This is a genomic window from Streptomyces sp. NPDC005866, from assembly GCF_040629895.1.
GTDB lineage: Bacteria > Actinomycetota > Actinomycetes > Streptomycetales > Streptomycetaceae > Streptomyces.
In genome coordinates, this window is record NZ_JBEXWP010000001.1 from 122,834 (window position 1) to 145,029 (window position 22,196).

At 67.1% G+C, this 22,196-nt stretch carries 19 protein-coding genes and 8 pseudogenes; 10 read left to right on the forward strand and 17 right to left on the reverse strand.

Going from position 1 to position 22,196, the window contains the following annotated elements:
* Positions 1 to 31: 31 nt before the first annotated feature.
* The 8 genes and pseudogenes from ABZ396_RS00570 to ABZ396_RS00605 all read right to left on the reverse strand — a co-directional run bounded on the left by ABZ396_RS00570 (position 32) and on the right by ABZ396_RS00605 (position 6,692).
* A complete protein-coding gene (locus tag ABZ396_RS00570) occupies positions 32 to 1,561 on the reverse strand; it encodes a SpoIIE family protein phosphatase (protein WP_359183640.1) in 1,530 nt (509 codons plus the stop codon).
* Between the two features lie 191 nt (positions 1,562 to 1,752).
* The gene (locus tag ABZ396_RS00575; RefSeq protein ID WP_358922439.1) at positions 1,753 to 2,625 is read right to left on the reverse strand and encodes an isocitrate lyase/PEP mutase family protein; all 873 of its coding nucleotides are present in this window, start codon (positions 2,623 to 2,625) and stop codon (positions 1,753 to 1,755) included.
* 34 nt (positions 2,626 to 2,659) lie between these two features.
* A complete protein-coding gene (locus ABZ396_RS00580) occupies positions 2,660 to 3,337 on the reverse strand; it encodes a GntR family transcriptional regulator (protein ID WP_358922441.1) in 678 nt (225 codons plus the stop codon).
* A 492-nt stretch (positions 3,338 to 3,829) separates the two neighbouring features.
* A pseudogene (locus tag ABZ396_RS00585) lies at positions 3,830 to 4,881 on the reverse strand (integrase).
* Positions 4,882 to 5,033: 152 nt separating this feature from the next.
* Positions 5,034 to 5,398: pseudogene (locus tag ABZ396_RS00590) on the reverse strand (transposase); the annotation flags it as partial.
* Between the two features lie 49 nt (positions 5,399 to 5,447).
* A pseudogene (locus ABZ396_RS00595) lies at positions 5,448 to 5,679 on the reverse strand (TetR/AcrR family transcriptional regulator); the annotation flags it as partial.
* Positions 5,676 to 5,954: an isocitrate lyase/phosphoenolpyruvate mutase family protein gene (locus ABZ396_RS00600; RefSeq protein WP_358922443.1), complete on the reverse strand. Its 279-nt coding sequence runs from the start codon at positions 5,952 to 5,954 to the stop codon at positions 5,676 to 5,678. The pseudogene ABZ396_RS00595 and the gene ABZ396_RS00600, both read right to left, overlap by 4 nt.
* 18 nt (positions 5,955 to 5,972) lie before the next feature.
* Positions 5,973 to 6,692, reverse strand: a complete 720-nt coding sequence (locus tag ABZ396_RS00605) for a GntR family transcriptional regulator (protein ID WP_358922445.1) — start codon at positions 6,690 to 6,692, stop codon at positions 5,973 to 5,975.
* A 219-nt stretch (positions 6,693 to 6,911) separates the two neighbouring features.
* On the opposite strand from ABZ396_RS00605, the pseudogene ABZ396_RS00610 reads away from it, so the two are divergent.
* Together ABZ396_RS00610 and ABZ396_RS00615 are read left to right on the forward strand one after the other, a co-directional pair.
* Positions 6,912 to 8,090 (forward strand): annotated as a pseudogene (locus ABZ396_RS00610) (MFS transporter); the annotation flags it as partial.
* Entirely contained in the window at positions 8,087 to 8,956 is an 870-nt protein-coding gene (locus tag ABZ396_RS00615; RefSeq protein WP_358922447.1) for an amidohydrolase family protein, read from the forward strand. The pseudogene ABZ396_RS00610 and the gene ABZ396_RS00615, both read left to right, overlap by 4 nt.
* Positions 8,957 to 9,609: 653 nt before the next feature.
* Here ABZ396_RS00615 and ABZ396_RS00620 read toward each other — a convergent pair.
* The 3 genes from ABZ396_RS00620 to ABZ396_RS00630 form a co-directional block, all read right to left on the reverse strand.
* Positions 9,610 to 10,095 carry a hypothetical protein gene (locus ABZ396_RS00620; protein WP_358922449.1) on the reverse strand — a complete coding sequence of 162 codons (486 nt, stop codon included), beginning with the start codon at positions 10,093 to 10,095 and terminating at the stop codon, positions 9,610 to 9,612.
* Between the two features lie 84 nt (positions 10,096 to 10,179).
* The gene (locus tag ABZ396_RS00625; RefSeq protein WP_358922451.1) at positions 10,180 to 10,938 is read right to left on the reverse strand and encodes an IS5 family transposase; all 759 of its coding nucleotides are present in this window, start codon (positions 10,936 to 10,938) and stop codon (positions 10,180 to 10,182) included.
* Positions 10,827 to 11,519, reverse strand: a complete 693-nt coding sequence (locus tag ABZ396_RS00630; RefSeq protein ID WP_358922452.1) for a pentapeptide repeat-containing protein — start codon at positions 11,517 to 11,519, stop codon at positions 10,827 to 10,829. Before ABZ396_RS00630 ends, ABZ396_RS00625 begins: the two co-directional genes overlap by 112 nt.
* A 393-nt stretch (positions 11,520 to 11,912) precedes the next feature.
* On the opposite strand from ABZ396_RS00630, the gene ABZ396_RS00635 reads away from it, so the two are divergent.
* The 3 genes and pseudogenes from ABZ396_RS00635 to ABZ396_RS00645 form a co-directional block, all read left to right on the forward strand.
* On the forward strand, positions 11,913 to 12,677 hold the full coding sequence (locus tag ABZ396_RS00635) for a transposase (protein WP_358922454.1): 765 nt from the start codon (positions 11,913 to 11,915) through the stop codon (positions 12,675 to 12,677).
* Positions 12,678 to 12,965: 288 nt separating this feature from the next.
* Positions 12,966 to 13,175, forward strand: a complete 210-nt coding sequence (locus ABZ396_RS00640; protein WP_358922456.1) for a hypothetical protein — start codon at positions 12,966 to 12,968, stop codon at positions 13,173 to 13,175.
* Positions 13,176 to 13,373: 198 nt separating this feature from the next.
* Positions 13,374 to 13,790 (forward strand): annotated as a pseudogene (locus ABZ396_RS00645) (UTRA domain-containing protein); the annotation flags it as partial.
* 230 nt (positions 13,791 to 14,020) lie between these two features.
* On the opposite strand, the gene ABZ396_RS00650 reads toward ABZ396_RS00645, so the two are convergent.
* From ABZ396_RS00650 to ABZ396_RS00660, 3 genes are all read right to left on the reverse strand, one after another.
* Positions 14,021 to 15,493, reverse strand: a complete 1,473-nt coding sequence (locus ABZ396_RS00650) for a sialidase family protein (RefSeq protein WP_358922458.1) — start codon at positions 15,491 to 15,493, stop codon at positions 14,021 to 14,023.
* 1,086 nt (positions 15,494 to 16,579) lie between these two features.
* Positions 16,580 to 16,786: a hypothetical protein gene (locus ABZ396_RS00655; RefSeq protein WP_358922460.1), complete on the reverse strand. Its 207-nt coding sequence runs from the start codon at positions 16,784 to 16,786 to the stop codon at positions 16,580 to 16,582.
* Positions 16,787 to 17,137: 351 nt separating this feature from the next.
* Positions 17,138 to 17,413, reverse strand: coding sequence for a hypothetical protein (locus tag ABZ396_RS00660; protein ID WP_358922462.1), 276 nt, complete (start codon positions 17,411 to 17,413; stop codon positions 17,138 to 17,140).
* Positions 17,414 to 17,767: 354 nt separating this feature from the next.
* Between ABZ396_RS00660 and ABZ396_RS00665 the strand changes: the two are divergent.
* Together ABZ396_RS00665 and ABZ396_RS00670 are read left to right on the forward strand one after the other, a co-directional pair.
* Positions 17,768 to 17,986, forward strand: a pseudogene (locus ABZ396_RS00665) (IS30 family transposase); the annotation flags it as partial.
* Between the two features lie 70 nt (positions 17,987 to 18,056).
* Positions 18,057 to 18,323 (forward strand): annotated as a pseudogene (locus ABZ396_RS00670) (integrase core domain-containing protein); the annotation flags it as partial.
* Positions 18,324 to 18,394: 71 nt separating this feature from the next.
* Here the strand turns inward: ABZ396_RS00670 and ABZ396_RS00675 are convergent.
* Both ABZ396_RS00675 and ABZ396_RS00680 read right to left on the reverse strand, forming a co-directional pair.
* Positions 18,395 to 18,535, reverse strand: a complete 141-nt coding sequence (locus ABZ396_RS00675; protein WP_358922464.1) for a hypothetical protein — start codon at positions 18,533 to 18,535, stop codon at positions 18,395 to 18,397.
* A 17-nt stretch (positions 18,536 to 18,552) separates the two neighbouring features.
* Positions 18,553 to 18,753, reverse strand: a complete 201-nt coding sequence (locus tag ABZ396_RS00680) for a hypothetical protein (RefSeq protein ID WP_358922466.1) — start codon at positions 18,751 to 18,753, stop codon at positions 18,553 to 18,555.
* Between the two features lie 223 nt (positions 18,754 to 18,976).
* Here ABZ396_RS00680 and ABZ396_RS00685 point away from each other — a divergent pair, with 223 nt between their 5' ends.
* On the forward strand, positions 18,977 to 19,630 hold the full coding sequence (locus tag ABZ396_RS00685) for a class I SAM-dependent methyltransferase (RefSeq protein WP_358922468.1): 654 nt from the start codon (positions 18,977 to 18,979) through the stop codon (positions 19,628 to 19,630).
* A gap of 139 nt (positions 19,631 to 19,769) precedes the next feature.
* Here ABZ396_RS00685 and ABZ396_RS00690 read toward each other — a convergent pair.
* A pseudogene (locus tag ABZ396_RS00690) lies at positions 19,770 to 20,069 on the reverse strand (site-specific integrase); the annotation flags it as partial.
* Between the two features lie 316 nt (positions 20,070 to 20,385).
* On the opposite strand from ABZ396_RS00690, the gene ABZ396_RS00695 reads away from it, so the two are divergent.
* The gene (locus ABZ396_RS00695) at positions 20,386 to 20,979 is read left to right on the forward strand and encodes a DUF5819 family protein (protein WP_358922470.1); all 594 of its coding nucleotides are present in this window, start codon (positions 20,386 to 20,388) and stop codon (positions 20,977 to 20,979) included.
* Positions 20,976 to 22,187, forward strand: a complete 1,212-nt coding sequence (locus tag ABZ396_RS00700) for an HTTM domain-containing protein (protein ID WP_358922471.1) — start codon at positions 20,976 to 20,978, stop codon at positions 22,185 to 22,187. The genes ABZ396_RS00695 and ABZ396_RS00700 overlap by 4 nt, the downstream gene beginning before the upstream one ends.
* The last annotated feature ends 9 nt before the right edge of the window (positions 22,188 to 22,196 follow it).

Below are 22,196 nucleotides of genomic sequence, written 5' to 3' on the forward strand. Positions count from 1 at the left end.
ACCGAGTGGTCGAAGGCCCGGGTATGCGGACTCATTCCGAGTGGGGCTGCTCGGTCCAGACGGTCTTGCCGTGAGCGGTGTGGCGTGTGCCGTGGTGCCGGGTGAGTTCGGTGACGATGGACAGTCCGCGGCCGCCTTCATCGCTCGGGCCCGTCTTCCGCAGATGGGGTGTGGCACTGCTGGTGTCGGAAACTTCGCAGATGAGTGTGTGATCGTCATTGATCAGGCGCAGTTCTATCGGCCCGGTGGAGTAGCGGATGGCGTTGGTGACCAATTCGCTGACGACCAAGGTTGTGGTGAAGGCGAGTTCGTCGAGCTTCCATGCCGCCAACTGTCGGCTCGTCCAGGTACGGGCAGCGGCGACCGCGGAGGCGTCGTGCGGGAAGGCCAGTTGTGCGACGTTCTTGTCGTCCAGCACCCGGGTGCGGGCGGTGAGCAGGGCCGGTTCGTGGCCCGGGCCCACGACGCCACGGACACATTCGAGGATCCACCGCGCATCGAGTCCGGATCGGCTCACCACCTCGTGAAGGCGCTCCGCGGTCGCGTGCGTGTCGGGGCGCGATTCGTCCGTGCCGCCGCTGTCCAGGAGCAGGACGGCACCCGGAGGTACGTCGACCTCGGTGCTCTCGAAACGATGGTCATCGGCGCCCAGGGGCGGGTGACAGGCCAGGCCAGGCACGCTGACGATGCCGTCCGGGGAGAGGATCACCAGCCGCGAACCGCCTGCCGCGGACGAGGTGCAGCGCCCGGTGACGGGGTCGTAGACCACGCACAGGCAGCGGGATCCGCCGTACTTCAGGTCGAACGGGTGTCGGCCGGCACCTGTGTGTTCCCGCGCCCGGCGGGTTGCCACCTCGTCCAGACGCGCGAGAATCTCGTCCGGCTCCAGATCCTGTACGGCGAGCGCGACAATCATCGCCCTCAACTGGCTCATGCCGAGCGCAGTGCCGACGCCCTGTCCCTCTGCTGCTCCCACCACCAGGGCCGCCCGCGCGCCGGACAGGGGGATGACGTCGAACCACTCGCCGCCTGAGCCATCCGCCGGGACGTGCCCTTCGGCAGCATCGAGCGCGCTGAGGGGAGGAAGGACTTCGGGAAGGAGGGCGCGTTGAAGGAGCCGCGCGTGGGCGCGCTCTTGAATGCGGTTACGGACGATGTCCAGACACTGCGCAGCGCGGTCCGCGAACGTGATGGCCGCCTCGAGGTCGCCGATGTCGAACGGAGCGGAATCGGCCCGCCGATACAGGTCGACCAGGCCAAGGACGACGCCCCGGGCGACCAGGGGGATCACTATGAGGGAGTGTGCCTGTGCCGTCCGAACGGCCCGTGCAAGAGCGGACTCACGAGCGAGCCACCGGCCGTCCCGTTGCAGGTCACGGATGAGGCGTGGGCGCAGGTCGGTGAGGCTCTTCCGATAGGGGGTCGCTGCCGGGATCCGGGCCATCTCACCGACGGCGTAGGCGGGCCTGAGCGTGGCTCCCGGTGCGGACTGGAAGGCGGCACGTCGAAGCGGTGCGCTCTTGCAGAAGGGACCGGGCGGAATCGCTTCGCCGCGCAGCATCAGCTCCGATACCTCGACGGTGACGACGTCGGCCAGTTCGGCCACTGCGACCCTGGCGAGCTTGTCGGCGGTGTGGAAGACGTCTTGGTTGGCGCCCAATGCAGTGCTCTCCAGCTCTTGACGGGTACGGTAACCACGGTGATCGTCCTGGTCCTGACAGGTCTGGCCTGATGTACTTGCGGTTGGCCGTGTCAGGCGGTCTCGGTGCTGTAACGCAGCTCGAGCTGGTCGAAGTGCGGCTTGCGCACGAGGCGTTGACGTTCCTCCCACGGGGTGAGCTCGGTGATGACCGAGTCGAGGGAGCCTGTGTCGCGCAGGGCGCGCAAGACTTTCTGGCTTCCGCGAATGGCGCCCTGCATGGCGGCGTTGGCGAACAGGATGATCGAGTAGCCCATGGCCACCAGGTCGTCCTTGGGAAGCAGAGGGGTCTTGCCCCCCTCCACGAGATTGGCCACCTTCGGCACGTCAGGGACGGCCTCGCCGGCCTGGGCCAGCTCCTCTTGGGAGTGCAGTCCCTCAATGAACAAGATGTCCGCTCCGGCCTCGGCGTACCCGGCAGCGCGCTTGAGCGCTTCGGAAAGGCCGTGCTGGGCGCGGGCGTCGGTGCGGGCGATGATGCAGGTCTCTTCGCTGCTGCGGTGCTCGACGGCGGCGTGGATCTTCTGCTGCATCTCGGTGAGGGAGATGACCTCCTGGCCGTCGAAGTGTCCGCACCGCTTCGGCGCGACCTGGTCCTCCAGTTGGATTCCGGCGGCTCCCGCCTTCTCCAGCACCTGCACGGTACGGGCCACGGAGACGGCGTTGCCGAAACCGGTGTCCGCGTCGACGATCACAGGGACCTCCACGGCGTCGGTGACGGCCCGGACATGGTCCGCCATCTCCGACAGGGACAACAGGCCCATGTCGGGCAGCCCGAGGAATGTGTTGGCGACGCCGGCTCCTGTGAGATAGACCGCGGGGAAGCCCAGATCCTCGGCGATCCGGGCGGTCAGTGCGTTGGCCACACCCGGCAGTACCAGGCCGCCCTCGGTGTGGATCAGTTCTCTCAGAGGGGTCCGGTTCATGGGATCGTTCCTTGTCAGTCGTCGTGACGGGCGGTCAGGAGGCCTGTGGCTTCACTGCGCCGACGTCCTCCGCCAACACCGCCAGGATGTTGCGAAGGCTGTTGTTGATGTGCACGGCCGCGGCCTGGGCTGCCAGGGACTCGTTGCCCTCCTGTATGGCCGCACAGATGGCCTGGTGCTCGGCGGCGCTCTGCAGCATCCGCGCGTGGCGCCAGCGGGCGATCTGGCGCAGACGCTCCAGGTGGCCCCGCAGTCCGGCCAGACTCGACAGAAGGTAGGGGTTCATGGCGCCGGCATCGATTGCCTCGTCCAGTTGGGCGATCAGTGCGTAGTACGAGCCGTAGTCGCCGTTTTCAGGCTCTCCGGCCTCGAACCGGGTCCGCTGAGCCTCGAAAGCCGCTTGCAGCTCGGCGAACCTGGGCCGGTCGGGGCGCCGGGCGCACAGCCTGGCGGCGTGCGTCTCCAGGGCTTCTCGCATCTGGAAGAGGGAGACGACGTCCTGAAGGGTGATCTCGCTGACCTGGGCGCCCCGCCCCGGGGTGAGCCGCACGAGGCCCTCGTGGGCGAGGCACTGGATGGCCTGGCGCAACGGGGTGCGTGAGACTCCCAGGCGTTCGGCCAGTTGGACCTCGTTGAGCGGGCTGCCGGGCGGCAGGTCCCAGCGGACGATCAGGGACCGCAGCTCGGTGTACGCCCGGGTGCTCTGTGCCACGAGTGATCATTCCCCTTCAGTGACTCGCAGGTATTGACTGTCATCGATGCCTACTGTACACCGCAGGTACCCATAGAAAAAACAGGCTGTATACAGAACTGGTCGCCTCGGCATCGACGCTGCCTCCGACCTCCCACTTCTCCTGGAAAGCCCTGGCCCGCGCCGTCGGCGCGGCAACCATCGGCAACGCTCTGGAGTGGTTCGACTGGTCGACCTACTCCGCCTTCGCAGCCATCTTCAGCCTGCAGATCTTCGGTGGGCGTGGCGACTCGGCCCTCCCCAGCGCTCTCGCCGTCTTCGGGGTCGGCTTTCTCATGCGCCCGCTGGGCCGCGCTCTGATCGGCGCCTTCGCCGACCGCCGCGGGCGACGCTCCGCCGTGGTCTTGAGCATCGTCCTCATGGCCACTGGCTCGCTACTGGTCGGCTCACGCCGACCTTCGCTCAGGCCGGCGCGTGGGCGCTGTAGGTGCCAAGAACACACGTCCGTGCTGGTCAGGCCACTCGCTGGTACTCGTGCAGGATGCCGCCGAGGCGGTCGCGTCGGCAGACCTCGAGGTGAGTGAGCCGGTCGGGATCGGTGATCGGTTCGGGCACGGGACATAGCGGAGCGGCACTTGCGAGAGTGCGGTGGGACCTGTGCTTGTTGTAGAACTGCTCGTAGTCGCGTAGCGCGTGGAGTAGGTGGGCCTGGTTCCACATGAGGGTGCGCTCGAGGAGCCCGGTCCGACGCGATCGCACCCGCCCCCAGCCTTCGGCCGGGAGGCGCCCCCTGCTCCATGATCGCGTTCATGCGCGGCATCAGGACACCGCCCTGCACGACCTCGACACCCTCGGCCTGCCGAACAGCGTCGAAGGCCGCCGGGTAGCGAACATCCCGGTCCCGGATCAGGAACTTCACCCTGGCGCTGGCGTCCTGAGGATCCATGACCATGTTTCGGGCGAGCTGGGTGACCCAGTCCTCGGTGGGGTGGTCGGTCCGCCGAGGATGCGGATGCGGCGGTTGGCGTGCTCGATGACGGCGAAGACGGGTCGGTCCGTTAAGGGTAGTGACGGTGAAGAAGTCACAGGCCAGGATCGCGTGGGCTTGGCCGCGCAGGAACGCGGCCCAGGCCTGACGGTCCCGTTCGGGCGCTGGCTCGATGCCGTGTGCGCTCGGAGGATCTCCCAGACCGTGGAGGGTGCCACCTTGATACCGAGCATGGCGAGTTCGCCGTGGATGCGCCGATACCCCCAGGAGCTGTTCTGGCGGGCCAAGCGCAGGACGGGGGCCTTGCATACTGCGACGGGTCGGCGGCCTGCCAGACCGCTTGCGACGGGAGGCGTCAGCGTGGCGACGGCGCATGAGGGCACGGTGCCACCTCAGAACCGTCTCCGGCGAGACGATCAAGTGCAGCTGCCGAAGTTTTGGCCTGGGGAGCCGGTGGAGGAGCGCCGCCGGGAAAGCGCGGTCCGCTGGGGTGACGCGGCCTGTCGATCTGCCTCTGTAGGACAGCCAGTTGGTGGCGCAGCGTCGAGATCTCGATGTCCTTGTCCGCGGCGCTCATCGGCAGCAGCCGTATGAAGGCGAACACGCTCGACACGGCGAGGTAGGGCAGTCACAACAGCACGATCCACCAGCCTGACGCCCATCCGACGATTCCTAATCGTCTTGTCAAGCAGCCTTCGTAGCGGGGGTACGGGTTCATAGCACCGTCCGTCACGTAGCGGTTGCCCATGGGACGTTGACGCGTCGGCGGGCGAGTGCGAGGACGGCCTGGGTGTGTCGCTTGCCCTCGGCGCGCTTGCGGTCGTAGAAGCGGCGGGACTCCTCGCAGCAGCGGATACTGATCAATGCGGAGGTGTAGAAGACGCGCTGGAGGCGTCGGCTGTAACGTCTGGGCCGGTGCAGGTTGCCGCTGATCTTGCCCGTGTCACGTGGAGCGGGGCGACGCCGGCGAGGCGGTCCGGGCGGTCGAAGGCCGTCATGTCCCCTCCGGTCGCGGCGAGGAACTCGGCGCCCGGAAGGGGGCCGATGCCGGGCATGCTGGCGATCACCTCGGCGTGCTTGTGCTCGCGAAACCGGGCATCGACGGCCGACCTCGCCGGGTCTGGGTAAGGCCTTCTCCAACTGCTCGCCCAACGTGCCATAGGCGTTGTCAGCGTCAATGATCAATGCCGTCAGGAGGTCCTCATGGCTGGGAAGTGCCGTAGAGCGGCGAGGATGCCATCCCCAACTCTCTGGCCACCGCGCGCAGCGACAAGCGCTGTGCACCCTCAACAGCCAGCCGCCGCCGCGCCTCCTCCTTGATCTTCCGAGTCAGCTCCTCGCGGACCTGTTCCCGGGTGGTTCGGACCGTGCTCATGGTCCCTCCTGCGTTTCCGGACCAGCACCCCACACGTTCCGGGCGGTCCGGCCGACGGAGACGGCGTTGTCGAAGTCGGTGTCGGCGTTCACGACGACGGGCACTTCCACGGCGTCACCGATCGCCCGGACGTGGTCAGCCATCTCCGCGAGGGAGAGCAGACCGATGTCGGGCAGCCCGAAGAAAGTGTTGCTCACGCCGGTGACGTAGACGGCGCTGAAGCCGAGGTCCTCGGCGGTGCGCGCGGTGAGCGCGTTGGCCACGCCGGGCAGCATGTGACTGGCAGGCGCCGCCTAGCTCCGTACCGCGTCCCCGGCGGTCCCGCCGGAGGAGAGGTGTCCGGCTAGGCCTTGGCCGCCGACGTCCTCGACCATCGCGGCGAGGATGTTGCGGAGGCTGTTGTTGATGTGGGCGGCGGTGGCCTGCGCGGCCTCGGACTCGCTGCCGTCGTGGATCGCCGCGCATATCGCAAGGTGCTCCGAGACGGTCTGCAGCATGCGGGAGGGACGTCGCCGGGCGATCTGACGCAACCGCTGCAGGTGGCCGCGCAGTCCGCTGAGACTCGCCTGCAGGTAGGGGTTGTTCGCGCCGTCGTCGATCGCTGTGTCCAATTCGCCGATTAGGGCGTAGTAGCGGCTGTAGTCGCCGTCGGCCGGGCCCCCCGCATCGAGTTGGGCCCGCTGCTCATCGAAGTCGGCCACCAGCCCACCGAATCGCACCCGGTCCGGCCGGCGGGCGCACAGCCTGGCCGCGTAAGGCTCCAGAGCTTCCCGCATCTGGAACAGATGGACGACGTCCTGCAATGCGATCTCGGTGACCTGCGATCCGCGTCCGGGAAAGGTGCGCACCAGACCCTCGTTGGCGAGTCGCTGGATGGCCTGGCGCAGTGGCGTCCGCGACACGCCGAGCCGCTCCGCGAGCTGGACTTCATTCAGGTGCGTCCCGGGCGGAAGGTGCCAGTGCACGATTTCCGACCGCAGTTCCTCGTAGGCCAGATCGCTCTGTGTGACCACGATTGTCCCCTCCGCAGACTCTTCCGATGGTGTTGACACGGGCTCCAAACAGACTGTACATCATCTCAACACAATGAAAAAACAGCCTGTATACAGGAGGATCCAGATGGTCTCTCCAGCCTCATCCATACTGCCCAGAACCACTGAGTCCCGGACTGGACTGGCCAGGACGGCGGGAGCTGCGACGATCGGCAATGCTCTGGAAGGTTCGACTGGTCCGCCTACTCGGCGTTTGCCGTGCTCTTCAGCAAGCAGGTATTCGGCGGATCGGGGACTTCGTCGCTGCTGAGCGCGCTCGCCGTCTTCGGCGTCGGATTCGCGATGCGCCCTCTGGGCGGCGCGTTCATCGGAGCCTTCGCCGACCGGCGCGGCCGGCGGGCGGCACTCACCTTGAGCATCGTGCTCATGGCGCTCGGCTCCCTCCTGATCGGCGTGGTGCCGACCTACGATCAGGTGGGCATCTGGGCCCCAGTGCTGCTGACCTTTGCCCGCCTGGTCCAGGGCGTCTCGGTGGGCGGCGACTACGGAGCCTCCCCGATCTTCCTGAGCGAGATCGCCGAGCCGCGCCGAAGGGGCCTGGTCAGCAGCCTGCACTACGTGAGCCTGACCTGCGGTCTGTTGGCCGCCTCAGTCCTGGGCTGGATACTCAGCTCCACCCTGAGCCATAGCACAATGGCCTCCTGGGGCTGGCGCGTCCCGTTCCTCGTCGGCGCCGCCTCGGCCCTGTGGGGGCTGTATCTGCGCCGTACGGTCCACGAGTCCGAGGTCTTCCTCGACCAGCAGCGCCACCAAAACAGCCACGCCCAACCGCAGCCGCCCCGCACCGTGTTCACCATCCTGCGGGTGATCGGCATGACCTCGCTCGGCTCAATCACCTTCTGGACGATCACCTCCTACCTGCCCAGCCACGCGCACCAGACCGGCATCTCGGCCAACGGCGTGTTCGGGGCCAGCACCTGCGCCCTGCTGATCTTCCTGTTCCTGCAACCACTGACCGGATGGCTGTCAGACCGCATCGGCCGCAAACCGCTGCTCATCGGCTACTCCGCCGGCTTCGTGCTGCTCGGCTATCCACTGGTCGCGGGCATCACGATCGGGAACGCGGTCACGCTATTCTGGATCATGCTGCTCGGCCTGACCGTCTTCTCCGGCTACAGCGCCATCTCGGCAGCCTTCCTCGCGGAACAGTTCCCCACCCGCGTCCGCTCCACCGGGGTCGGCATCGCACACAATGTCTCCTCGGCGCTCTTCGGCGGCACCGCGCCCTACCTGCTCGCCCGCCTCACCACCAGCGGCCACAGCTCCTGGTTCGCCGCCTACATGATCCTGACCGCGCTGGTCAGCGGCGCGCTGTTCCTGCGTATCCCGGAGGCACGGGGCAAGGACCTGACAGCATGACCGCTCTGCCCACGCCTCCGAGGTCACCGGCGCTCATCCCGGTCACCGGGGTGGACACACACGCCCACGTGCTGCGCGGCGACGCGCCCCTGGCCGCCGACCGCCACTCCCGTCCCGCCCATGATTCCCCCGTCGGCGAGTACCTGGCGCTCCTGGACGCCCACGGCCTCTCGCACGGCGTGCTGACGGCGCCGAGCTTCTACGGCACCGACAACGGCCTCCTCCTCGACGCCCTCGCCGTCGCGCCGGACCGGCTGCGCGGCACCGCGTCCGTCCCGGTCGACACCGGCGAGAGCGAACTGCTCACGCTGAGGGCGAAGGGCATCATGGGGATACGCCTCAACTGGTCGAAACGCACCTCCTTCCCCGACCCGGCATCCACCCCCTACCAACGGCTGTTCGCCACGGCGCGAGACTGCGGCATGCACGTGGAGGTGCTCATCGAGGACGAGCACCTGTCCACCCTGGCCGACGCGATCCTGCGCACCGGTGCTGAACTGGTCATCGACCATTTCGGCATGGTGGCCGGCATTCAGACTCCGGGCGCCAACGCGGTACTGCGTGCCCTCGAAACCGGCCTCACCTGGCTGAAGCTGTCCGCTCCTTACCGCCCCCCAGCTGATCAACTGACCACGTGGACACGGCTCCTGGCGGCAACCGCTCCGGACCGGCTGGTGTGGGGCAGCGACTGGCCCTGGGTCAGCCACGAGCACGACATCCACTCCTACGGCACCTGCCTCGATCACTTCGTGGACGCCCTGCCCGACCGGGCGGTACGCCATGCTGTGCTCGTGACCAACCCCGCCCTCCTGCTGACGCTAGTTCCAAGCGGGACGGCCGGCCATCGTTCACACGTTCGATTCTAGGTCTGTTCCGGCTGGGTCTACGCACCCGCCAGCCGGGCTGTCCTGCGACAGCGCATCTTGAGCGCGTGCCAACGAAGTCTGAGCGGGTCTGGTCGAGCGCCTGCGCACTGACTCTCTCCAGTTGCCGTTGGGGTGTGCTCAGCGCTTTTCTGGAAGAGCGGGTGGAACGGCCCCTTCTTCCAGGAGGAGCGCACCATGGCGCAACCAGTCTGTCGGCCAACAATCAGCGCTGAGCAGTTCAGCCGAGTGTGTGACGAAATTAGGAGCACGGCGGCGCCCGAGAAGGACGCTCAGTCCATCCGGGACTGTGCTCTGCGTATCTTGCAGACCCTGGGCTTGGCGATATCCACGGATGACCTGAGCAGGCTCCTCACCGAACTCATGGCCCCTACGCAGGCCCCGCCCCCAGGGAACCCTCGGTACCTGGACATGCCTGACGAAGGAGAAGATGAAGGCCCGGTCAGGTAGACCGGGCCTTCACGCCTGATTACATCCTCAACTCGCCGGAGGGCACCTGGCCCCCACCGCTCAATCTCCGATGGCAAGCGGTCAAGGTTCGCTGGCACAGGACACGGGCGGCTTGACTCAGGCTGCGGTATGCCACCGACTGACGTCGCCGCCCCTTTCAGAAAGACGGCAATCGCGAGGCGCGGTCAGTCCCAACTTGTGCACTTGGTCACCCCGGCATGATGGCCGCAGGCGCGCATGGACCGGCCGCGGACAGGGTTGTTGGCCCGGGTGAGCGCGTCGTGCCCGGTCCTGACCCTGTTCGGCCCGCACACATGCCAGTTGTGGCGTCCGTCGTCCGACCAGTCCATCCACACCGTGTCGCCCACCTTTGCCCCCCGGATCCGTGCCCACTCGAGCACCTGCGCTGCAGTGGCGCCGGCACGCAATTCCACCACCGCGGAGCCGATGTGGACCGAACGCTCAGTCACCGGCGGGCTGAGATAGCCCTGGTGGGCACTGACGTTCAGTCCGCAACTGTGGTTGATCACCGCATTCGGCGTCACCGTGCCTGTAGCGGCGTGCGCCGCGGACGGAAGGACCGCCGTGCCCAGGCCTAATGCGGCGGCTACTGCAACGTGTGACAAACGACCCATGCTGCTCTCCCCCTGATACCAGCGATTCCAGCCCATTTGACACCGCCTACCATTCCGATAGACCTCCTGGAGCGCAAGGTGCAGGGAGCCACTTACCGCGAGGCTTTCACAAATGGTTACTTACACCGTGTCCTGCATGGTCAGTTTGAGGAGGCGTTTGTAGCAGCAGATGGCGGCGGCGAGGCCGAGGAAGGCCAGGTAGTTGCGGGGATGTCGCCCATATCGGGGTGACAGGCGGCGGTAGCCGGTCAGCCAGGAGATGGTGCGCTCGATAACCCACCGACGGCGGCCCAGTCGTTCGCTTGAGTCGATTCCCTTGCGGGCGATGCGGACGCCGATGTGCTGGCTGTGCAGCCATCGGCGCAGGTCGGGGAAGTCGTAGGCTTTGTGGGCGTGCAGGCGTTGAGGCTTGGAATGGTCGCTGTGGGATTCGTGTCCTATGTGGAAATGGGCCACCATCGGCTTCAGCCCGAGGCTGTCATGGGTATTGGCCGCAGAGAGTCCGACGCGTAGGGGCAGTCCGTTCGCGTCCGACAGGACGTGCATCTTGGAACCCGGCTTACCCCGGTCCACGGGCGACGGACCTGCAAGTTCGCCCCCGTTACCTTCTTGATGGCCCTGCAACAGGGCTCCCGGCCTTCGGGCCCGGCATGACTGAGCCCCCTTGTCGATCAGGATCGAAAAAGTTGGGCCTTCCTCATGGGGAGGGTGACGAGAACAGGCTGTGGGCACGGCGCTGCGGAGCCGTGGCGGTGCATGGTCTCGCCTCACGCGCCGTCGGATGCCCTGGATCGCGGCGTCTCCGAGGTCGTACTCGACGTGACATAGGGCAGATCTCCTTCCGGCCGGTGCACTCCGGTCAGGTCCGCGCCGTCCCATCTGGTCCCGGTCAGATTTGCGCGCTCCAGCTTCGCTCCGGCCACGTTCGCCGTGCCCAGGTCAGCCCCCGTCAGGTCCGCGTCCCGGAGGTCCGCATGCCTGATGGATGCGTTCGTCAGATTGGCTCCGGTCAGATTCGTGCCGCTCAACACGGCTGACTCCAGGTTCGCACCAGAGAGATCGGCCTTCTCGAAGTCGTTACCGGAGAGAACGGCTCCGCGGAGGTCTGCCTTGGACAGATCCGCGCCGTTGAGTCTCACCTCCCGGAAGCGGACGCCTTTGAGGTCGATGACGGCATTCGCGTCATGGGAAGGGTCGCGGTTGACGAGTGCATAAAGCGCTGCCTGGACATCGGGGCTGTTCGCCACATTTGTGGACTTCTTGGAGGTGCGGTCACGGATGTACTTGGACAGCATGTCGATCACCGCGGGCTGCGTCCGGGGAGAATCGGTCATGATGCTCTGCATGGAATAAATGGCTCCCCGGCGGACATCCGCAGAGTGGTCGACGAGTTTCTCCACGGCGGCGTCGTACCGGTCTGCGATCTGGCCCTGCCTGGAAACGGTCAGCTCATCGGACACCTGGGCGACGGAAATCCAGGTGTCGGGGCGACTGCCTTGTCCACCAGGACGTCCTCCGGTGCCCGAGCTCCAGCGGGCAGGAGCAGAAATGCTTGCCGGCCACCGCAGCTCAGGGCCTCCCCGAGCGAGGGATGCGGGTGCACCTGGTGAAGGCCCTTCGGGCCGGGGTGGCTGCAGAGCCAGCCGGATTGCGGCAAGGCCTCGCTGATGCGCTGCCCGATGCCTTGCTCGTCCTCGGGCAGCGCCCAGACATCGGTCGTCTTCGTGCGGGAGCCAGGAGTAGCCACGGACGCAGCATGGCAGAGGACAGCGGCATTCCCCGCAGGGGCGCCCGGGCCACGGCTGGCTGTCTCAAGGCGGGAGGATCGGCCTGGCCGATGCGATGATCGCGGGATGCCTCGTGTGATCACCGCATCGGAAGCATCATGGATACTCCCGTTCACCGGGCTGGCTCCCCGTGAATTCCGCACGGTGATCGCTGCGCTGCGTCGCGAGGGCGCCGATGAAGTACGTGCGGGACGACCCTGGGGCCTCTCCCTTGAGGACCGCGTCTTGCTGGTCGCCGCATACTGGCGGACGAACCTGACGTTGCGGCAGCTCGCGCCTCTCTTCGGCGTATCCAAGTCTGCTGCCGACCGCATGCTGCGGCACATTGGCCCACTGCTTGCCCTCAAGGCTCGCCATCGATTCCGCCCTGGCACCGTGTTGATCGTGGACGGCACACTGGTGCCCACCCGGGACCGCTCCATCGCCGCACAGTCGAAGAACTATCGCTACTCGACCAACCACCAGGTCGTCGTCGACGCTGACACCCGCTTGGTCGTTGCCGTCGGGCGCCCACTGCCGGGCAACCGCAATGACTGCAAAGCGTGGACCGAGTCGGGTGCCGCCGCGGTGGGCAAGACGACCACCATCGCTGACGACGGGTACCAGGGCACCGGCCTGGTCATCCCGCACCGCCGCCCCGCCGGCGGCGACCTCTGTGCCTGGAAACAGGAGCACAATCACTCCCACAAGCGCGTCCGCGCCCGCGTTGAACACGTCTTCGCGCGAATGAAGACCTGGAAGATCCTCCGCGACTGCCGCTTGAAGGGCGACGGCGTCCATACCGCCATGCTCGGCATCGCCCGCCTGCACAACCTGCTCCAGGCCGCGTGACCGAACCTGCCACCCGAACCTGCAGCAGACCCGTACGTCAAAGATCGGTTATGGGACAGCCTTTAGCATTGGGCCGGTTGCGAACGCTGCCCCCTCCAGAATAGCGAAGAGACCACCCATCCGGCCGGGGTGGTCTCTTCGTTCTAGGGCCTGTCCGACGGGTCGCGTCACCGACCCCGCACTCGACAGTACTGTCACCCGAATGGCGCAACATGACGTGCCACCCACATGGGTGAAGATCAAGCTTGCTAGTGCCCCAACCGAGGCAATCCGTGAAAGGGAAACCAAATGCGCATTCGACGAATCCTCGCCGCCGTCATCGCCACGGCAGCCCTCGCCGGACTCGGTCTCACAGGCGCCGCCACCGCCACCGCCGCCACCGCACAGGGTGCCCGATCCTACGTCACCCCTTCTGAGTGCAAGCAGGGCGGCGGAACGGCCGATCTGGCGAACAACCTCTGCAAGGGCGGTACGCACAACGGGGAGAAGGTCGACTAAACCCCACAAGGCGCCCCGCAGCCACGCGCCGCGGGGCGCTCCCGCGCGAGCGTAGCCGGGAGAGTCACAGGGACTGTGCCGACCCGTCGGGCACGCTAGGTCCGAGTCGGCCCGGAAGCACGCGGCGGGCGGGAGCTCCCGAACGCCGTCGCGCGCGAGCGCCGCGAGCTGCCAAGGTTTACGCGGCCGTAGGCCGCACCTTCTCAGGCGGAGGTCGCGGCGCGGCTCGGAATCGCCGAGGGCGAGCTGTGTGTCCGGACGACGTACGAGTTCCTGGCGGACGGCAGGCCAGTGCAGCTGTCGACGAGTTGGGAGCCGTACGACCACACCGCCGGCACTCTCGTCGTCGTCCCTGAGGGAGGGCCCCACGCGGGGGCGGGCGTTGTGAACCGCATGGCCGTAATCGGGGTCACCGTCAGCCCCGGCGTGGAGCAGCCGGAGCCAAGGCAGGCGACTGCCGAGGAGGCATCACTGCTCGGCATCCAGAAGGCCGCGCTCGTCACGCACATCCGGCGGACGTACTACAGCGACCAGGGGCGGCCCGTGGAGACGGCGGACATCGTGGTGCCCGTCGCTCATTGCGAGATCGTCTATGAGATCCCGATCAACCGTTAGCGGGCGGGCGACCGGCGGCGCGTTGGATCTTCGAATGCCAGGTCTCCGGCGTGCCCCACGCGTGCCCCTTCCGTGCCCGACAGACCGGGAAACCACGCGACCCCGGAGCAGCAGGCCCGCCCCGCCGGGCGGGACGCGGCCAAACGTCCCCGCCCAACGTGGTCACGGAGTGGGTCCGAGGCCTGTCTGCAGCCGTCGGCGGTCGGGCCGGCCGACGGCGTCCGCGCCGGTCAGCGGGTGCGGAGACTGCCGGTGTACACGTCCGTACGGTTCTGTGGTGCGCCGGAGTGGGTCTCGGTGAGCACCGGCCGTACTCCCTTGCCGTCTGCCACCAGGCCTTGGTAATCGCCGAGGAAGTAGCCCCCGGCGAACGGCGCCTGCAGCCAGTCGAAGACCCGCGAGATCCGTCGTTCGGTCCGGAGCTTCGGGTTTCCGTGCTGCAGCGTGGCCAGTTGGTAGGCGGTGGGCAGGGTGGTGGTGTTGCCGGGCTTGAGGAAGCGCAGGTCGTAGTAAGTGAGCGCGACCGTGCCCCGCTCGGCGACCGCGATCGACGGTGAGAAGGCCGGAACGCCCTTGGGGCTGATCAGCTCCGGGGTCCCCCAGGTGCGTCCGCCGTCGGTGGACCGCACCAGCTGGACGGAGTCGAATTTTCCACCGGAGAAGTCCGAGCCCTCGTAGGCCATGTACAGCGTGCCTGTCTTGGGGTCGACGGCCGGGCTCGGCAGGGTGGCCGCGGCGCGCAGCAGTTTGGTGGGGTCGTTCGGGTCGACCTCCGGTACGGAGGTGTCCCGGGCCACGGTGACCGGGGCGCTCCAGGTCTCTCCGGCGTCGGTCGAGGTGACCATCTCGTAGCGGGCTTCGACGACGGTGCTCAGGTCGTCGGAGGAGGTGATCCGGTCGAAGAAGTCGTACAGGGTGCCGGTGCGCTGGTCGACGACGATCAGATGGCCGATGGTCTGGGTGTTGGGCACGGTGCTGGTGTCGACGAACGGCCGGGCCTTGCTCCAGGTGCGGCCGCCGTCGCGGGTGAGGGAGATGTAGCCGGGACCGTCGAGGGAACTGGGGCCGGGTGGGGCGTTGTCGAGGCGGTCCCAGACCTGGTAGGCGGTGCCCTTGCGGATCGGGTCGGCGGTGAGTGAGGGCTTGTCGTTGAAGAACGGCTGCTCGTCGACGTGCGTGGTGGTGAGGTTCTGCCAAGTGCGGCCGCCGTCGCGGGACGTGACTGCCAGGAGGGCGCTGCGCGTGCTCTTCGTGAAGTCGACGCCCTCCCCGCCGGCGTAGACCGTGCCGTCCGGTCCGGTGCTCACCCAGGGGTCGGAGGCCCGTTCGTAGTCCGCGCCGCCGGGGGCGCACAGGCTGAACGGCAGCGTGCTTTGGTGGAAGGTGTGGCCGTCCGTGGTCCAGCCGGCCGCCAGGCCACGGGCGCCGCCGTCGTTCCAGCGGTCCTGCTGGAACACGGTGACCACGCGCTTGGGGTCGCGCGGATCGACGGACAGGTACGGCTCGACCTCGGTGGCCGGGTAGACGATGCTGTCGGGGGACCTCGCTCCGATGGTGCACTTCGCGTACGGGTCGCCGTGGGACACCTTGACCAGTGGTGTGTCGTCGGGGTTCCGGTCTGCTGCGGCGGGAGTCGCGCCGGTGACCGTGACGAGCAGGAGCGCGGCGGTGGTGATGGCGGTCAGGGGCGGGAAGACGCGCATGCGTGATCTCCTCCGGGCCTGTCGGCCGGGGTACGGGACCGCCGTCATCGGGGCGGCATGGGGCGCGGAGGCGTACCAGAACGCGAGGGTGGGGCGACTCCGCTTGGTCCTTTTCGGCGTTGCAGCCGGTGCCCTTGATGGGCCGAACGACGGAGTCATCCCCGGGGTCGTCCAGGAGCTGTCCGGCGGATCAAGTCGCAGGAAAGCAGCGGTGACGGATCAGCCGAGGTGAGCGGGGTCGTGGGGGTACGTCCCGCGCGAGCTTGTTCGAGCTTGGGGGAGCCTCCAACTGCAAGGCGGAGGAGGGAGTCGACGCGGTGGGGGCACCCTCGGCCGAAGGCTGGGGGACGTCGGCGAGTGACGACAACGCCGCAGGTGGGCGTGCCAGACCCCGCGTCTGCGGCATGATCCGCCGGACAGCCCCTAGGAGCACGGCGGAGCCGACCGGCGGGTGCACCGTGCCGGTCGGCTCCTTGGTCGTGCTGTTACGGCGCCGTCTCGCAGGTCCCCGGAGAGGGCCGTGGGCCGCGGGCCGGTTGGCGATGCCGGCGGGATCGGCCTTGACTCAGACGGGTTGGAGCGGGATGACCTGCTGGATCTGTTCCACGGTGGGGATGAGTCAGGGCATCGGCAAAGGGCCACCTCAATGCGGACAGCGGCGCGATCATCGCCCGCGCCAGAAGGAAGACTCCATCACCGTCGGCACATCCAGGCTCGAGGCCGGCGGGACTGCTCGTTCTTCTGCGCCTGTTCAAGACCTGCCGAGTGTCAACAACGCTCGTGATCAATACAGCTGGGAAATCCGGATCAATACAGCTAGGAAATGCGAACGACCTCGTCGGTCAATGTATGACGACGTGGCCGAGACCGTTCAGGACGGCGGCGAGCGCGGTGTTCAGGACGGCGCGGACCGTGTCGAAGCGGTGACGGCCTTGGCTTCGAGACGGTCGGCGTCCACCATCGCGAGTGCCGCGGTGTCGAGACGGGCGCGGGCGATCCACCCGACGGTGGACCGGGTGCCGTCACTCCATACCCACCGCGCCGGGTGCACCGGCCGGACTGGTTACCCAACCGTGCGCCGACCGGTCAAGTGATCGCCTGCGTGGTCCCGTCAGGCAGCGCGCAGGCGTAGCCGGCGTAGGGGCGTGAAACGATCTGTCCGCCGGCGGCCGTGCAGTCGTCTCTGGAGATGTTCGGAGACGAGGCGGCCCCGGCGCTGACAGCGCCGACGGCGCTCACGCCGGCAAGGGTTGCCGCGGCCAGGGCGAGGCCCAGGATTCTTCGTATGCGCATGACTTCCTCCTCCTCTCAGGCGCCTTCGTTCGGCCTTCGGGAAGGACAAGTCTCAAGACGACGGCGCCCTCTTACTCAGCATGGGCGCTCCGCATGAGGCCCGCGAGGCGAGGCTGGGCGCCGCGCCCGGGCGGTGGCTGCCCGGCCCCGGAGAGGCGTGACGTCACCGACCTCGACCGGCCGCATCGGTACGCCGCGTGCGCGTCGGTAGGAGCGGGGCGACGTCGATGTCCTTGGCGTCGAGACTGCCCACCGAGGCCGCGTTGTGTCCGGGCAGGCCGGGGGTTGAGGAGGAGACGGGCCGTACCCGCCTCCGACCGGTGCCGGCGGGCGGCTGCCCCGCGCGGTCCTCTAACGCGGTTCGTGAGCCGCCGCCCGGCAGGCACCGGTCGCGGCGCCGCCTGCCACTCCGGCCCCGGTCAGCCCGGTCACACAACTCTGCAGGTCTCCGACCACGCCACGGCTGCAGGCCGCTGTGACGGAGCCGGAAGCGGTGGCACCGGCCAGTTCGGCCATCTGTGTGCAGGCGGGGATGTCCGCCCGGACCGCGGGAGCGGCGAGGACCGCACCACCGAGGGTGAGGGTCAGGCCGGTGAGGGCACCGGCGATACGGGTCGACGTGTGCATGGGACGCACCTGCCTTCCGGGTTGGTCGCGCGGTCCTGGTCCCGGCGGGCCGGGTCCCCGCGGTAAGGCCGCCTGACGACGCTCGGTGAGTGGTGCACCGGCCGGCGGGCTCACAGACTGACCGCACGATTCTGCGTCGCATCCATTGAGCCGCACCGGGACATGGTCGCCAGACCGAAGGAGAGGGCCCCGGACCGGATGGGACGCATTCGGACCTCCACTCGCGGGCCCCTCACTCCAGCGTCGCATCCTCTCCCCCGCCCGTCCTGGGCATCCGGGCGGCGGCCGCGTGTCGGCAACGGGTGAAATGAGGGCCACGGACGGCGGATCAAAAGCGGGCCAGCCTGCGATTCGGTCTACTTCGCCGATCCGCACAGCCCCTGGCAGCGCGGCACGAACGAGAACACGAACGGCCTGCTGCGCCAATACTTCCCGAAGGGAACCGACCTTTCTCTATGGCCGGCGGAGGATATCGAGGCGGTCGCAGCCACGCTCAACAGTCGCCCCCGCAAGAGCCTCGGTTGGAAGACACCCGCCGAAGCCCTCAACGACCATCTACTATCGATCAAATAAGCCGGTGTTGCATCCGCTGGTTGAACCTGGTCAATACACGTCCTTCAAGCTCGCCGAGCACCTGGATACGGCGGGTATCGCGGCATCCATCGGTTCGGTCGGCGATGCCTATGACAATGCCCTGATGGAGTCGACGATCGGTTTGTTCAAAACCGAGCTGATCAAGCCCCGGCGGCCCTGGAAGACTCTCTCCGAGGTCGAGTTGGCCACCGCCGAGTGGGTCGACTGGTTCAACCACCGGCGCCTGCACGGTGAGATCGGCCACGTCCCGCCCGCAGAATACGAAGCCACCTACTACCGGCAGAACGCAAATCCCCAGGTCACAGTCACAACCTAGAGTCTCGATCAAACCCGGAACGGTTCAGAGAAACCGCCGGTTGCGACTGGTGGCGCGATTTCCCAGCACCCCTACTCACCGTCCTGAGGCATGCGCTCCAGTGTCGCCATCGTGCGCTCGTCATCGGCCCGCTCTTCATCGCTGAGGCTGGGATCACTCAGCTTGAAGGCCGACAACGCGGAGTTGCCGTAGAGGCGAGCCGGTACCCCCACCCTGCCCCTTAACCTCCTCAATCCGCTCCCAGCGCTCCGGACAGTTCGCTCCTGGCTCGCTGAGCGTCCGCGAGTTCCTCTCTCACCTTGGCGACGACCTCGGGTTCACCCGATGCGCCTCGCTCGAATAGTGCCTTCGTGCAGGTGAGGGCGTAGTGGTCGAGTGCAGCGCGAAGTACGTCCTGGTGTTCCTTAAGGAACCGTTCCGCGTCCGTCATGTGAAGGCCTCGCTCCCCCTCCGTACCGGTCAAAGTTCGGTGTCACGAACGTACCGGTGGTCAACTTTTGGTGGCAATCGAACGAGATTCACTGTCACTGGACAGTCAGCCTGTGTCCCGTCTCGAAGGATCTGGTCTCCGTCTCAAGTGACCTGGTCTGATTCGTCGTTGTTCTCAGTTGATCTGGTTCGTCATCCTGATCGCTGCACTACTCTGTCGAGCCATGAACGCGGACCGCTGGTTGGCAGACACCCGGACCTCCTACGACACGGTCGCGGTCAGTTATGCCGACCAACTACGCGAGGCTCTGGCCGGGGCGCCGTATCTTCGGGCGGCTCTGGCGCTATTCGCCGACTTGGTACACGCCGCTGGCGGTGGGCCGGTGGCGGACGTGGGCTGTGGACCTGGACACGTCACCGCTCACCTGGATGAGCTGGGTGTGGACGCTTTCGGCATCGACCTTTCATCCGTGATGATCGACGTGGCTCGGCGTGACCACCCCCGCCTGCGGTTCGAGGTGGGCTCGATGACCGACCTCGACCTCGTCGATGCTTCAGTCGTCGGCCTGCTCGCATTTTGGTCGTTGATTCACGTCCCCGACGAAGCAGTGCCCACGGTCTTCCGCCAGTTCCAGCGCGTGTTGCGTCCCGGCGGGCCGCTGTTGCTCGGCTTTCACGTCGGTGACGAGTCGCGGCTGAAGACGCAGGGCTACGGCGGCCACCCGATGAACGTCCACGTTCACCGCCGCCAGCCTGACCAAGTGGCGGCCTGGCTACGCGATGCCGGGTTCACCGTCGAGGCCCAAATGCTGATCGACCCCGATAAGAGCGTTCCAGGTGCGGTCCTCTTCGCACGCCGGCCGGACCAGATCAGCTGAGACAGCATCCGGCATTCACCCTCCCGGGACCACATCACCCGAGATTCCCGGCATCCCCACGTCTCAACTGAACTGGTCGCCGCACGTCAGCGACCCGGCGCCGAACCAGATCATTTAAGACGGGACACCTCTGGTTGTGTCAATCCGTGAGGTCGTCCCCCTCCCCCAGGCCTCGCATGATCCGGTCGTTCATCTCTTGCTCCTGGCCGTCGATGCACTTGGCGTAGATCTTCAGGAAAACGTCCACCGAGTGGCCCGCGCGAGCGGCGACCTCCGGCGCCGGCACTCCGGAGTTGAGCCACTGGGACACGCCCGCGTGGCGGAGGTCGTACGGCCGGAAGGCAAGGACCGAGGCGACCTGATCGGGGACGAGCGCCAGTTCCCGCGCCCGTTTCCACGCCCGGGAGTACGACGAGGCAGCGATCACGTTGCCCCGCTCGGGTCTGCCCGTCCCCGGTCGACACTCTGGCGAACGCGAGGAAACATAAAGGGACGGGGCACTTCCAGCCTCCGGTTTGTCGCCGGGATGACGCGGCGATCGGAGTTCTAGGTGACGCGCCCCCGTCCGCGTCCAGGGCGGCGCGCAAGGCGGCGCGCAAGGCGGCGCGCAAGGCCACGTGGGGTGAGGCATGCGGACTAGGAGTGACAGGCGCGCGCCGGCCGGAGAAGCTTCGGGAGGCGCGGGCCACCGCACCGGATCGTCTTTGGATCATGTCGACAGGGCGAGCCGAAAGCGCGGTCTCTCACCTGTATCGGTGAGCGTCATTGCGCTCGCGGTGGTGGGTGTCGTGTTCGCGGCCGCCGTGCACTTGGCAATGCTCTTCCTCTACAACGCCCCCTCGAACTCCTTCTCCCAGCAGCACGCCGCGGACATCGACAAGTATGTCGTCCCCGAGTTTGAGCAGGGGTGGCAGCTTTTCGCCCCCAATCCGCAATCGGTGAATACCCACGTGCAGGCTCGCGCGAAAGTCCTGATGCCCAGCGGAAGACTCACTGATACCGGCTGGGTGGACTTGACCTCGATGGATGAGGAGCGGATCGTGCACAATCCTCTCCCCAGCCAAGCGCACCAGAACGAGCTTCCTCTCGCCTGGACCAACTTCGTCGACTCGCTCGACAACGAGGGACGTCCAGTTGGTTTGCACGGGAAGCTGATGCAGCAGTACCTGCTGCGCATCGTCGCCCATCGTCTGGGACCCCAGGTCAACGGCGGCACCGTGCAATTCATCCAGCTGCGCTCGGCCAACACGCCGGTGGGACGGCCCCCGTGGAGTGTTCGTCAGATCGACACGCAGACCGCCTATGTGGTTGAACCGTGGTGGGCCGTCAAGGCGGAGGACTTCAAGTGACCACGCCCTCTCCGGCCACGCCCGGCCGCGCATCCGAACCGGCCCCATCCGCCCGACTGTCGCGCGGCATTGGCGGCGCTGTCAGGCGAGGTCTCGCGCGTATCACCAGCGATGTCATCGCGCCGTACCAGTCGGCCGTCATTCGAATCGGCTTCTCACTCACCTGGCTCGCCCTGCTGCTGCGCGAGTGGGTGCACCGTAACGAGCTCTACGGGGCGGACAGCCCTTGGAGCTGGGCCATGGCCCGCGAATGGAACACGACAAACCAGGCCTTCACCGCACTCATGTGGCATGACAGCCGATTGTGGTTCGAGATCGTCTATGTGGCGGTGATCGCCGCGTCGGTGATGCTGCTCCTCGGGTGGCGGACCCGCACCGCCTCGCTGCTCTCCATGATTGGTGTGCTGGCGCTCCAGAACCGTAACCCCTTCGTGGGGGACGGCGGCGAAGATGTCATCCACGTCATAGCGATCTATCTGATATTCACCCGCTGCGGCCGGGCCTGGTCGTTGGACGCGCGGCGTGCCGCGCACGGCCGCGACGGTGGCCGGGACGTGGTCGGGATCGTGATGTGGGCCTTCTTCACTGCCGTGCTCGCCCTGGTCACCGGGCTGGGCAAGCTGGATACCGGCTGGGCGCTGTTGCTCTGGGGCTTCGTCTTTGCGCAGCTGGCGTGGTGGCTGGTGCGACGCTACGGCCCCGGAGAGCCCCGCACGGTCATGGAAATGGTCGGCAACGTGGTGCACGCGGGTGCAATGTTCGTGATCGCAGCCCAGGTGTGCCTAATCTATGCGGTTTGCGGCTGGTACAAGGTCCAGGGCTCCTTTTGGCAGGATGGAACGGCGCTCTACTACGTGCTGCACCTCGGCGACGTAACCCCGTGGCCCGCTTTGTCCCACGCCATCGCGAATAGCAGTCTGATCGTCCTGCTACTGACCTACGGCACAGTGATCGTCGAAGTCGCCTTCCCCTTCACCCTTTTCAACAGCCGCGTGAGAACCGTAATGGTTGCGATCATGATGTCCATGCACGCGGGCATCGGGATCCTGCTCGGCCTGCCTTTCTTCGCGTTGGCGATGATCTCGGCCGACGCGCTCTTCCTCCCAACTGCACTGCTGCGTCGGGCAGGCGACCGCGTGGCGCGCGCGGTCTCACGGAGGCGAGCTGTGGCGCCGACACCACAGGTGCCCTTCAGAGCGAAGTACTGACTGACGGAA